Here is a 14,193-nt window from a genome sequence, read left to right on the forward strand (position 1 = left end):
GAATTTAAAACTTTAAAGGAAATTAAAAAATGAATAAACGTCATTATAAAGTGATTTTTAGCCGTGTATTAAACCAGCTTGTGGTGGTATCTGAGTTGGCAAAATCTCAAGGTAAAGTGCAAAGTGAAAATGTGAGCTCAGAACAAGAAAAAACAGGGTTATTTTCAACCGCACTTTCGCTTAATCCTATTCATTTTAGCCTCATGCTGGCATTAGGCTTTGTCTTCTTATCGCCTTCTGTTCATGCAGAAGATATGGCGATTCGTGCTGATAAATCTGCACCGGGTAATCAACAACCTACCGTACTTCAAACCGGCAATGGGTTACCGCAAGTAAATATTCAAACACCAAGTGCTGGTGGGGTATCACGTAACCAATATTCACAATTTGATGTGGCAGAAAAAGGCGCTGTGTTAAACAACGCCCGTAAAGCAGCCCAAACGCAAATGGCGGGTTGGGTGCAAGGTAACCCGAATCTTGCTCGTGGTGAAGCGAAAGTCATTCTTAACGAAGTGAACTCCGCTAATCCAAGCCGTTTAAAAGGTTATGTGGAAGTCGCAGGCAAAAAAGCAGATGTGGTGATTGCCAACCCAAGCGGTATCCAATGTGATGGTTGTGGTGTGATTAATGCTGGGCGCACAACACTCACCACCGGTAAAGCTGATGTAGAAAATGGTGAGTTGAAAGGCTATCGCGTAAAAGGCGGTAAGGTGACTGTTGGCCAAAAAGGGATGGATAACAGTCAATCTGATTACACTGATATTATCGCTGAGAAAGCCGAAATCAAAGGTGGGGTTTGGTCGAAAAAAGGCATTAAAGTTACTACTGGTAAAAACAATGTTGACCGCACTAATGATTCGGTTGTGTACGTGGGGGATAAAAACACCGACAACACTGACCGCACTTCTGATACCCAAGGTGAAAACCAAAGCTACAGTGTGGATGTGAGCCAATTGGGTGGGATGTATTCAGAGAAAATCCATCTAGTGGATAACGGCCAAGGTCTTGGTGTGCGTAATGCGGGGCACATTGGTGCATCGGCGGGTGATGTGAAGATTGATAGTCAAGGCCGTATTGTTAATGAAGGGGTGATTAGCGGTAAACAAGATGTCCAAATCAAAACCAAGTCTGATTTTATTCAAAAGGGTAAAGTTGAAACAGCACGAGGTGATGTTCTAGTTGATGCTAAAAATAAAATTACTCAGATGGGCTCGACTATTTCTGGTGGACATATTCGTTATCAAGCGGATTCGGTCGAAGCGGGCAAATCTTCTGTATTAGCTGCGGGTGTTGAGGAAAATGGTAAAGTCCGCGAAGTTGATGAGGTTGGTGAGACTAAAAAACTTGAAATAAAAACAGTAAAAACAACTGTTGCAAAAGGGAAAAATATTGCCTCTGGTAAGGTCGATATTCAAGCTCAAAAAGTAGATGTAAGTGAGAGCCAAACAAGTGGCCAGGATGTTCATATTGTGGCTCATCAAGGTGAAATTAACGCAAATCAAGCGACGCTCGTTGCAAAAAATGAGATCAATTTACATACACCTTCTCAACTTTTAACACAACACGCTAATTTAAAAGCGGATTGGATTAATGCAACCGCGCAAAGAGTAGAAAACCAACATGGTCGATGGGCAAGCCAAGGTGCGCGTGATTTCTCATTAAACCTAGAACAAGGGTTAAATAATGAAAAAGGCTTAATACTTTCTGGTGGAAAGATGAGTCTTACACAGCATAATCAATTCTTAAATAATCGAGAAGGGCGTTTGCTTAGTGGTAAAGATTTAAATTTAACCGCATTATCCGTGGATAACCGAGCCGGAATGATTGTTGCTGATGGTTCTTCAACGTTAAATATTGCAAGGGACATTAATAATCAAAAAGTAGGCAATACAGGTTCACTCATGCAAGCTCAAGGTGGTTTAACGATTAATACCACTAATCTAAATAACCAAAATACTAAAGGGAATGTGCAATCGGTACCAACACAGGGTATTCTTGCGGGTCAGGTTGAGGTGAATGCTCAGCAATTGGACAATAAACAAGGTGGTGTTTATTCGGTTTCTTCTCAGGTAGTGAATATTGTTAATCAATTAGACAACACGCAAGGTGAATTATTCTCTACAGGGGATATTCGTATTCAGGGTAAAGGGGCCTCAATAAAAAATAGTCAAGGTTCAATTCAGGCTGCAGAAAAATTGAATATTCAGGTTAATGCACTTTCTGGTGATGGCGATATTGAGGCTAACCATGCAAATATCCAACTTGTTCAGGATTTTGATAGTCAACGAGATTTGGTTGGACGTTCTTCATTAAGTTTAACCACTAAAGGAAATTTGATTAACCGTGCCGGACTGCTTTCTGAAGGTCATACCCAAGTCAATGCGAAGAACATTGAAAATACAGAAACTGCTGAAATTCAAGGGAAACAAACTGTACTTTCAGGTGAGCAGAATATAACCAACCGAGGGTTGATCAAAGGGACAGTAGAAAATGTTATCAAGACCGGTGATACATTAACTAATATCGGTACTGGTCGTATTTATGGTGGTCATGTTGCTTTGCAGGCTGGTCAAAAAATAGTGAATACAGATGAATTACAATCAGATGGAACGATTAAATCAGCTGTTGTAGCGGCAAAAGCACGTCTAGATATTGCAGCTCCTTTAGTTGAGAACAGTAAAACGGTCTTTACCCAAAAATGGGCATTTAATGGTATTGGCGGTACATTATCCTCTGAAGGGAAAGTTGTATTTGGTCGTACTTTAGATGAAAACAATCAATCGAAAGATTTAGGTGATAAGTTATTAAATAGCGGTAGTTTGATTGAGGGACGAGGCGTCGTCCTTGGTATGCGCGAAACTTTAAACAAAAATGCGGGTATTGATACAAGACTAGAAGAAGTCAAACGTGAAAATGTGAATGAACATTATCTGCTTGAAGATGGGAGCGCTGAACGTATTAATTTTGATCAACTTCGCTGGGCATCCTTTAGTCGAGCGGGTAAAGTGGTTTATAAAAATCAAAATAAGGTAACGCGACCTGCTGATGGCAAAATTGAAGGTCATATTTTACCAATGCCAAATGAGGAGGTATGTGGTAACGAGCAAACTCGTTCAGGTTGTGTTGTTGTGCCTCAAGCACTTTATTTAAATAATGATCCTATATGGACAGCATTTAATATTGCTCCTCCATCCACTTCTCCAACATTACCCGATCTGAGTGGCTTGGATGAAACGTTAAAGCAAGCGCCAGAAGAGCCTAAACAGCCTAAACGAACATGGCGTAATCGTCATGATTATGATCGTCTCATGAAAGAATATGAATCGGAAATGGTAGAGTACCATAAAGCTGTTGCTGATTATGAGGCTAAGTTAGTTGAGTTTTCCGCTCAAATGAAACCTTATTTTGAGTGGGCGAAGGCAAATGAAAAAGCATTTGAACAGTTAGATGCAGCTATTCTTGAACACAATAAAAAGCTCTTGGGCAAAGAATTTTATCGTTTCTGGGATATCTATGTGCAAGAACGTATAACCAGCGAAACTAAGGTAAAAGAAACGCATCCTGGTAAGATTTTGAGTCAAGGCGATATTGAATTTAATGGTAATGTGGAAAATAACCGAAGCCAAATAATGGCAGCAGGAAAGATCTATAATCCAAATAACCCTTCTGAAGAAGTAAACAATGTAGCAGAAATGGGGATTACTCAATTTGTTGATAAAGGTAATCAAGAGTGGACTTACTCGCGTTGGCGAGGCGGCTTTAAACGATATCATCAGCGAGAGTGGGCTGGTCGACATGGTTATGAAAAAGTAGTAATTACGCCACTCGATCTCAATCAAGTAAAAACTGAATCTTATAGTACCTTTAAACCAGAGGCGGAAAAAGCCAATCTTTCGATGGAAACTATCGCACTTGCCAACAATATCAATGTTGCCAATGGTGTGAATCAATCGAATGCAAAAGCTGGGCAGCGTGAAATTCGTACGATTGGTGCGGATGTTTCCTTACCTACCTCGAGCCTTTATCGAACAAATCCAGAGGCAACGAATCGCCCATTAATTGAAACTGATCCACAGTTTACTGATCGTCGTAAGTGGTTGAGCAGTGATTATATGTTTAACGCACTTCGTCGTGATCCACAAAATATCTTGAAGCGCTTAGGTGATGGCTATTACGAGCAACGTTTAGTACGTGATCAAGTTAATCAGTTGACGGGACGTATGTTCTTAACAGGCTATCAAGATTTAGAAGCGCAATATAAGGGCTTAATGGATAATGGTATCACCTTTGCTAAACGCTTTAACTTAACTCCTGGTGTGGCTTTAAGCCCTGCTCAGGTCGCACAACTTACTTCAGATATTGTCTGGTTTGAAGAAAAAGAAGTAACGCTACCAAGCGGAAAACAAGTCAAAGTGATGGCGCCTCGTGTCTATGCGATGGCGCAGAAAGGTGACTTAAATGGTGAAGGTGCGTTGATTTCAGCAGATGTGATTGATTTGCGGAGTAAGCGTTTAACGAATAGCGGAACCATTGCAGGCCGTAAGTTCACTTTATTAAATACTGAAAGTTTATTAAATGAAGGTGCCATTACGGGTGATAAAGTAGGCATTAAAACCACAAATAACTTCGATAATATCGGCGGTAAAGTGGAAGCTGAGCGTGCCCTCTTGGTGGATGTGGGCGGTGATTTAAATCACGAAAGTACCACGATGACAACAAAGGTGGACTTATCTCATTTCCAACGTAGTGAAACCACGCTTGGTCGTAAAGCGCTTTTCCATGTGAAAGGAGAAGAGGGCCAGTTACAACTCTCATCAAATAATCTGAACGCTAAAGGGGCAGATATTATTAACGATGGCAATGGCATTACACTTGTTCAAAGCAAAAATAACATGAATCTGACCGCACTTTCAGTGGGCTTTGATGAGAAGATGGGTGCGGGAAATCATTACCGTCATGAGAAAGTGGAAGAGGCGGTAGTAAGCCGAGTAAAAGGCAAAGGTGATGTTGCGCTAACCGGTAAAAATATTTTATCAGAAGGTGCACAGCTGGAGAGTGAAGCGAAGTTGATGGCTATCGCTGAAAACGACCTTGTGCTGAATGGCGCAAAAGAAAGCCGTGATTTTGAAGAGTTCCACAAAACGAAAAGTGGAAGTGTGGCGAAGGTGACCAAAACCAGTCTTGACCAACAACAATCGGTTACTCAAGTCGGCACACAGGTGAGTGGTAAAGACGTGGTTCTTTCAGCAGGTCATGATGTGAAGGCGAAAGGCATTCAGGCTATTGCGGATAATAATCTCCATATTCAGGCCGGACATGATGTTGACATTGCAGCAGATACCAATCATTTCAAAAATAAGCGCGTGGAAACCAAGAAAACGTCAGGGGTATTCACAGGCGGCGGTATTGGCATTACTTTTGGTTCCAAATCAGAAAAACACGATTATGAGACAGAAGGTTGGACACAATCAGATGCACGTAGCACGCTAGGTGCAATGAATGGCAATATCACGGTGAGTGCGGGTAATCATACAAATGTTCTTGGTACGGATATGATTACACCACGCACGAATCGAATTGATATTGAAGGTGCAAGCGTTAAGGTAGAAGCCGGAAAAGATATTATTGAAAGTAAAGAGGGGCATGAGTATAAACAATCAGGCGTGACGATTGCCTTGAGTACACCAGTGACCGATATGGCACAAGCGGCTTATAACAGTGTGAAGCGAGCCAAACAGGTGAGCAATTCAAAACTTCAAGCGCTTTATGCCATGAAAGCCGGAGAAGAGGCGGTTATGGCTGCTCAAAATGTGAGTAAGGTAGCGGAAACCTTAGATGCCTTAAGAGCCGGTAATATGCAGAATACCGGGACGACATCCAGCCCAAGTGTGAAAATTAGTATTGGTTATGGCAGCCAAAAACAAACACAAAGTAGCGAAAGCCAGAGTATTAGTCATCAAAAATCAACCGTGAATACGGGGACATTTAATGCAAAAGCGCGCGATGAAAAACTCAGTTTTGAGGGCGTTGATGCGAATGCGAAATTGATGGCATTATCAGGCAAAAAAGGGATTGAGATAAAAGGCGTGAAAGACGAAGAGCATCAACGCACAGAAAATAAATCTGTAGGGGGAAGTGTAGGCGTCTTTGTTGGGACCAATGGTAATAGCTATGGAATTGGTATTGAGGGTTCGGTGAATGTGGCTAAGGGCAAGTCGAACTCAGATAGCGAACGTTGGCAAAATAGTCACTTTACTGCAGATAAAATCATCACGAATAGTGAGGACGGCGGCTTAAACCTTGATGCGGCGAATCTTAAAGCAAAACGCTGGGAAGCGGACATTCAAAATCTCACTGTCACGAGCCGTCAAGATACAGAGAAATACGAATCCAAACAAACGAGTGCGAGTGCAAGTGGCTCGGTGGCGTATGGTTCAGGTGGTGGTGCTTCGGTGAGTGCATCATACAGTAAAGCGAAAGTGGATTATGCTCAAGTAAAAGAGCAAACCGGCATTAGTGTGGGTGAGGATGGCATGGATGTCACCGTTCATCACCACACGCAATTAAATGGTGCGATTATTGAAAGTGATGCTGATGCAAGTAAAAACCGCTTTAAAACCCAATCAATCTCGACAACAGATATTGAAAATAAAAGTGAGATTAAAACTGAAAGTGCAAGCATTAGTGCAGGCAGTGGTGGAGTGAATCCAATGCAGGCGCTTAGCAGTGCGTTGAGCTTGCTTGGCAATAGTCATGAAAGTGAACATAGCCAAACCAAATCAGCCATCAGTGGCAACATTCAGATAGACACCGAAACACCGGAAAATCTGACCGCACTTTCACGAGATACCAAAAATGCGAATCAACGTGTTGAAAAGCAAGATTTACAAAAAGTACAAGAACGCCAAGAAATGGCGAAAGTTATCGGTGAGATATCGGAGAATGCAATTAATATTGCCACCTATGAAGAGCGTGAGAAAATCAACAAGCTAGGGCTTGAGAAGTTTAAGCTGGAAGAGCAAGAAAAAGCTTTGCAGGGACAAGTGGGTAATGAACAACAGCTTGCAGCCATTAAGCAACAACTGACAAGTGTTCAAGCCGAAATCACGAAAACGCAAGGTGAAATCGACCGCACTTACGGCATAGGTAGTGAAAAGGGCATGGCGATTCGTGCTGTGACAGCGGCATTACAAGCAGCGGCACAAAACGATACCGAAGGCAGTCTTGTCGCCCTGGCTTCGCCTTACCTCAACCAAGCCATCCACGAGATGACGGCAGGTGATACCGCAAAAGACAAAGCTGCGAATCTGATGGCACATGCGCTGCTTTCTGCGGTGGAGTTCCAAGTGACAGGCAAAGACCCGTTAACAGGTGCAGTGGCTGGGGTGACAGGAGAAGTGACTGCACAAATCCTTACGCAGGCAATCTATAATAAAACGCCAAATCAACTTACGGCCAATGAGAAGGAAAACATTAGTACGTTAAGCCAATTGGCGGGCGGATTAGCTGCGGCATTGACAGCGAAGGCGAATGGCACCACAGCAGAGCAAGGGGGGAATTTCCTTGCTGCAACCTCTGGGGCAGAGACGGCTAAAAGGGCGGTGGAGAATAATTATCTAAGTATTGCAGATGTTCAGAGCTTCATTCGAGAACTGAGCAAAGCGCAAAAAGAAGGCCGTGATACTAAACCGATTTTAGAGAAATATAAAGGGATTAGTGAAGAGAATCGTCAGCAACTCATCGCGTGTAAGGGGAATGTGGCTTGTGAAACGGCACATTTACATGAAATGAACACAGGGGCTGAAGAGCTTGAGAGAAATTTAGGGTTCTTTAGTCGTATGACGGTGTATTATCCAAATGATTTAAATACAGCGAATCGTTCTGCATTATTTAATTTAGTTGAAAGTGAGAATGCAGAAAGTTTTAGCAAGCTTTCGGATACCACAAAATTTGGTTTGAATGCCATGGAGGCTGGTACAGCAATAGGTCTGGGTGCTGCAGCAGGTTATGCAAAAGTTGGATTAAGCAATGTTAAGAGCTTAATTAGTGGAAAAAATAAAGCTTATCCGACATCGGAGGGGGATGGGTATAAGCATGCTAATGTTGGGGATTCAGACTATCGTTCAAGTGGTGCTAGTAATGCTTATGTAGATCCTAGAACTGAAAAATTAAAGAGTGTGTTACCAACTGGACGACAGATGCTTGATCCTTCAGAAGTGTCATTTTCCCAAGCAACAGTGTCTTATCAGAAAAAAGATAAGAGTTATAATTATGATACAATGGTTGAGGATATGAGAAAGAATGGTTGGAATGGACACCCTGTAGACGTGGTAAACATGCCAGATAATGCGCCAACAAGCATGGATAATACACGTATTCTGGCAGCAAGGAAAGCTGGAATACAGATTGATGCGATAGTTCATAATCATTCGGATAGACTTTCTTATAACGAAATTAAACGTTTTAAAGTCGGAACAACCTACCCTAAAACCTGGGGAGAGGCAATTGAATTGAGAGTTAAAAGACAGTCTGAAATGTCTGGTGTTGATAAGAATTGGTCTACAAAGTTTCCTCATGGTTCCCTGTATGATCCAAAAGTTGTGAAATAAAGGAAGTAATTATGCAAACTAAATTTAATTTATATCCTAAAGAACAATTACCTGAAAAATTTAAATTTCCTCAGTCTTATATTGATTTATCGAGTAATATGGAAAAGATAAATGAATTGAAATATTTTCCTTGGTGGTTTGAGGATTCTGAGTTTGAGGATAATGTTTATCTTTATAGTAAGGCTATTGAAGAGCTTACTGGTGTGGCTGATTTAATTGCATTTGCTAGAGATGGCGATTGGGCAGCTTGTTTCAAATTAACGGATTACTCTGGAAATCCGAGAGTTTATGTTCACGATCTTGGTAATGAAGCCAATAAATATGAATGTAAGGATTTTGATGAGTGGTTAGCGGAAGAAATCAAAAGTGCAAAAGAGTATTAAAATGGACTATTTAAATTTAAGTAAAGAAGTTTCCTATGCGCTTCGTCATGCCCCATGGGAATATGAATTAGAACTGGATTCTGAAGGTTGGGTTTCTGTCGAACAATTAATTTCATCATTTAGAAATAGTGATGAAAAATGGAATACGTTAACCGAAGACGATCTAGTTAAAATGATCAACCTATCGGAAAAGAAAAGACATGAGATTAAAAATGGAAAAATAAGAGCTTTCTATGGGCATTCAATTCCAATGAAAATTTCTAAAGAAATTGGTTATCCACCAAAGTATTTATACCATGGGACAAGTATAAATTATTTAGATGATATTAAATCAAATGGATTGAAGCCGATGTCTCGTCAATATGTACATTTATCTGAGGATGTTGAGACAGCAAAATTGGTCGGGGATAGAAAAAAAGGAGAGACAATTCTTCTGATAATTGATACAGAATTAGCTCGATCTAAAGGCATTAAGTTTTATATAGGTAATGAGAAGGTATGGTTATCCGATGGTATTCCAGTCGAATTCATTAGAGAAAGATAACTTTTAAAGGAAACTAATAAAGTGCGGTCAATTTTCAAAGAGTTTTAAAACCTCTTAAAAACTGACCGCACTTTTTGTGTTTTTAATGATGCTTATTTTTAAGCAAACCTTATAATTTCACATCCAACTTAGCGTAAGCTGGTTCTACTTTTTCCAATGCTTTTTATACGTAAATATCGTGAGCAAGCAATACACTTAAATGGTGATGACCATTGATTCATCTTTGCAGAAAATGCGCATGTTTCTATTAAAGGCAATCTTAATTTAGGAAGCCGTCAAGACAGCAATCACTACGACAGCAAACAAACACAAGCCGGAGCGGGCTTTAGTGTGGCAATTTATGGCAGCGGCTCAAGTGTTTCAGCGAACTATTCTCAAAACAAAGCGAAAGTGAACTATGCCCAAGTGGAAGAACAAACGGGCTTCCATGTTGGCAAAGGTGGAATGGATGTTAAGGTTGCGGGGAATACGCACCTTGCGGGCTCTGTGATTGACAGTGAAGCAGCCCAAGATAAGAACCACTTCAAAACCAAATCGCTCACTCACACTGATATTGAAAACCGCAGTGAGGTTGAAGTGAAAAGCGTGAGTGCGGGGCTTTCAACGGATATGGCACAGAATGCTAAAAATGCGATGGCCGCCGCGGCGAGTGCTTTAGGGAATAAGCATGAAAGTGCTACAAGTCAAACGCAATCAGCGATAGGGTCTAATATTCAAATTGACACAGAAACACCGGAAAATCTGACCGCACTTTCCAGAGATACACAAAATGCCAATCATAAAGTGAAAGCATTTGACCATAACGAAGTGAAAGAGCAGCAAGAAGCAGCACAAGTAGCAGGAGAGCTGTTTGCAAAAGTAACGGGCGACCTTGCGAAAAAATTTGAATTTGAAGAGGGGAGCCAAGAGAAGATTGTAATGCATGCCCTTGCCGGTGCTTTAGCTGCGAAGATGTCAGATGGCAATGTGGCGACAGGTGCGGCAGCGGGAGCGAGTTCAGAGTGGTTGAACACGTATGTTACAGATTACTTAAATGAACAAGCGAAAGACCTCAAGCTAGATGCAGGACAAAAAGAGAAACTGAAACAAGCTGCACAGCAGATGACAGCGTTGGCGATAGGTGCGGCAGCGGGTGCTGTAACTGGTGGGTCAAGTGAAACCATGAAACAGGGCGCGTTGACATCTTACAATGCGGAGACGTATAACAGACAGCTTCATCAAAATGAGAAAGAGCGTATTAAGTTACTTGCAAATGGCGATGAAGAAAAAGAACGTCGTTTAGAAATTGCGGCCTGTGCGTTGGTGCATTGTTCTGCGCAGATTCCTGAGGATGACCCGCGTTATGCAGCAGAATATCAAAAAGAAATATTGGGTAATACAGCGGAATTTGCCAATGAGAGAACGTTGCTCTCACAACAAAAATATCTTTGGTCTGATGATGCTTGGAGAGCCGGAGATGTCGAGAATATGTTTGATTATAATCATGTTTATAAAGCATCAGATGCTGCTGCTAGAAATCGTATTCCTGAGCGAACAGTTGGTTTGTTACAGTCGGCTAGTGGCGTCGTGACGGCGACTGCAGGTGCTGTTGCTTGTTTAGGTGGCACAACTTGTGTTGTGGGAACAGGAATGATGGCTTATGGTGGTGATAATGCCTATGCTGGTTTTGAAACGATGATAACAGGTAAAAACCCAGGTACCCTTGGTGGGAAAGTGATCAGTACTGTTACAAATACTGATAGAGATACATCAGAATTAATTTATGGATTCCCAAGCTTATTCACAGGAGGTAAGGGGATTGGAGCGGTTAAGACTGGTATAAAACAAGCTGAAGAAACATTATCAAGAGGAACGATTAATAGTAGATTATTAGGAAACGATTACGAATATTTAGGTCATGGTGTATTTAAAGGTCCGAATGGTGGCCTAGCAGTCAACACAGGCCAAGTTGATCCGTTGACTGGCCAAGCTGTTTTTAGGGGATTGAATAAGGATGGTTCTGGGGCAAATGGTCGCTATTATTTTATTTCAAATGTCGATGGAAATCAGTTCATAACAAAAAGTATAAATAGGAATGGTTTGAATTCATCTATATTACAAAAGATATCTGATGGAAATAAGTTTAATAATGAGCGCCATTCTATTTATCCCTATAATGAACTTTACATTGATAAAGTAAATGGGGGCTATTTTCGGTTAGATTCTTATGATAATAGAACAAGAGAGATAGTGTCTAGAAAATATACTCAATTTTCTGATATTAATTTAAAAACAGGATTATCTTATTTAAAGGAAATACCGAAAAAATACTCAGTGGGAAGTAGAATTTCGGATGTTCCTTCTAATGGCATCTTAGGTGGGCAAGTATTAAGAGGTGAATATATTTTAGAGGTGCCTAAACAGTATAATCCTATTCCATCTAAGATATTAGATAAGGCTAATGAATTGAAAATAATTATTCGTGATAGTGAAGGTAATGTTTATTAATTTACAAGAGGTTGTTGTATGGAGAAATATTTTTACAGTAAAGGATGGTCATTTGTTAAAAAAAAATCTTGGGGGGAGTTTTCTGTCGAAGATGCCTTAAGGAGACATGGAAAGGAGGAATATACTGTTTTAATCAATTCTTCTAGTAGACCTGATTCCTATATTGTTATTGGGAAAGATTATGTCATTGTGTACTTTTTAGATGATAATCTTAATGAGGTTTTATCATATGAATTTAAATTTAGTAAATTAACAACTGATAAATTATTTTTATCTTTTATTACATCTAAAAAATATGGGGTAGGTAAGGCTCCTATTATTATACATCAATTTAAAATTTTAGAGGATGGACACGTTTTTTCAGAAAGAATGGACTATGAGTCTAATATTGTTGATAGTTATGAGGTTATTATAAATACTAATTCTAATTATTATAATTATCCTAAGTTTGGATGCTATGAGGAGTTCCTAAAGTTGGATCGATATTTTGATAGTTGGTAATTAGCGTGTTAAGAAATAAAGCCTAGATAATCTGGGTTTTATTTGAGGTTATATGGGCTATTATAGTTCATTAATGATAAATTGCGGTCAATTTTCAAAGGGTTTTAAAACCTCTCAAAAACTGACCGCACTTTTGTATTTTTAATGATGGTGATATTAATCATATGAGAAATCTTTAATAGATAAAGGTTATGATTATTTGGTGGTTGAAGAGGCAATAAATGAAATTATTATAAGAAATAAAAGTAGAGGAATTAAATGAAAAAATTTGTGGGTGATATAAATATTTTTTTAAATGCTTTGGGTGAAAAACAAGGTAGCAACTTAATATTAAAAGCTATTTCTATTGTGGCTACGGATTTTGAAGTGGAGTATTTTGAATGCGATAATATTCAACATACTTATTTTCACTTTTTTAAAAGAGGAGTTGATTTTGTTTTTTCTAAAAATAATGATAGTGAGTTTTTGGAATCTATATTTTTTTATGTAAATAAATATAACAATGAGTATTATGAGTACCCTTTTTTAGAACAGCTTTTTTTGGAGTTAGATAATAAATTTACTCAAAATGATCTAATTGTGAAATTTGGAAAGCCTGAAGCTTATTCTGATAATTGGATTAGGTATAGTATTAATAATAAGTATGTTCATTTTGAATTTAATGAGTTAAAGGAGCTTTCTCAAATAACATTGTTTATTAAATGAGACACTCAATAGCTCAGATCTCCTGATGCGTGCTTGTATCTAACTAAAAATAAACAAACTGAAATTATTTATAAAAATAGTGAAAATCTGAATTAAATAAAATTGATGTTTAGGCTCGCGTTGGGAAACGCGCGCCGTCGTTGGAGCATTAAGTGAAGGACGTTAAAGAAAAGTTTAGAAATATTGATATTTGGTCTTTTGATGGAAAAGGCGATATAAATAACATATTGAAATTTCAATCTATATTCAACATTACTTTGCCAAATACTTATAGAGAATTAATGACTAGGTATAATAATCCGAAGTTTGAACAAGATACTTTTGATTTCTATGATCCCTATCATGAACGAGAATCTTTAGCATCATTTGGATTTGATGGGTTTAATTCCCAATATGAGAATATTTACAATCAATTTATTTATTCAGATGAAGATGGATATGAAAATGTGTATTCATTTGCTCATACATCTGAAGGAAACTGGTTATGCTTTGATTATAGAGATTGCCCCACAACATCAGAACCAAAGATCTCTTTAGTTATTCATGATGAATATAACGATGAAATAGGAAAATGGCTTATTTTATCTGTAGCAAATAATTTTGATGATTTTCTAGATAGTCTTTACGATTTTAATGAGCGCTATCCTGATTAGCAAAGAGCGGCAGTGTTTCTCTAAAAAACATAAATGGTAAAAGCATCTACGCTTGTACTAATTAAGAAAGCGATTTAAAAATCGGGCAATTTAGTCATGTAAAATCGCTAATCATCGATTTAATTAACGCAGTTGAAAGTGCGGGCAATTTTCAAAGAGTTTTAAAACTTCTCAAAAACTGACCGCACTTTTTGTGTTTTTAATGATGCTTATTTTAAGCAAACCTTATAATTTCACATCCAACTTAGCGTATTAACCTTACCAAGCGGAAAACAAGTCAAAGTGATGGCACCTCGCGTCTATGCCATGGC

7 protein-coding genes are annotated in these 14,193 nt (G+C 39.2%); all 7 read left to right on the forward strand.

Annotation, left to right across the window (positions count from 1 at the left end):
• The first annotated feature begins 29 nt into the window (after positions 1-29).
• The 7 genes from A9500_RS10915 to A9500_RS07765 all read left to right on the forward strand — a co-directional run bounded on the left by A9500_RS10915 (position 30) and on the right by A9500_RS07765 (position 13,882).
• The gene (locus A9500_RS10915) at positions 30-8,609 is read left to right on the forward strand and encodes a hemagglutinin repeat-containing protein (RefSeq protein ID WP_065244495.1); all 8,580 of its coding nucleotides are present in this window, start codon (positions 30-32) and stop codon (positions 8,607-8,609) included.
• A gap of 11 nt (positions 8,610-8,620) precedes the next feature.
• Positions 8,621-8,992, forward strand: a complete 372-nt coding sequence (locus A9500_RS07740; protein WP_005696083.1) for an SMI1/KNR4 family protein — start codon at positions 8,621-8,623, stop codon at positions 8,990-8,992.
• Between the two features lies 1 nt (position 8,993).
• Positions 8,994-9,536 carry an RNA 2'-phosphotransferase gene (locus A9500_RS07745; RefSeq protein ID WP_065244496.1) on the forward strand — a complete coding sequence of 181 codons (543 nt, stop codon included), beginning with the start codon at positions 8,994-8,996 and terminating at the stop codon, positions 9,534-9,536.
• A gap of 390 nt (positions 9,537-9,926) precedes the next feature.
• Positions 9,927-12,023: a hypothetical protein gene (locus tag A9500_RS07750; protein ID WP_179854564.1), complete on the forward strand. Its 2,097-nt coding sequence runs from the start codon at positions 9,927-9,929 to the stop codon at positions 12,021-12,023.
• Between the two features lie 18 nt (positions 12,024-12,041).
• Positions 12,042-12,524, forward strand: a complete 483-nt coding sequence (locus tag A9500_RS07755) for a hypothetical protein (RefSeq protein ID WP_049366723.1) — start codon at positions 12,042-12,044, stop codon at positions 12,522-12,524.
• A gap of 258 nt (positions 12,525-12,782) precedes the next feature.
• Positions 12,783-13,229, forward strand: coding sequence for a hypothetical protein (locus A9500_RS07760; RefSeq protein ID WP_065244498.1), 447 nt, complete (start codon positions 12,783-12,785; stop codon positions 13,227-13,229).
• A 152-nt stretch (positions 13,230-13,381) separates the two neighbouring features.
• The gene (locus A9500_RS07765; protein WP_065244499.1) at positions 13,382-13,882 is read left to right on the forward strand and encodes an SMI1/KNR4 family protein; all 501 of its coding nucleotides are present in this window, start codon (positions 13,382-13,384) and stop codon (positions 13,880-13,882) included.
• The last annotated feature ends 311 nt before the right edge of the window (positions 13,883-14,193 follow it).

Origin of the sequence: Haemophilus sp. CCUG 60358 (assembly GCF_001679485.1) — a bacterium.
GTDB lineage: Bacteria > Pseudomonadota > Gammaproteobacteria > Enterobacterales > Pasteurellaceae > Haemophilus_D.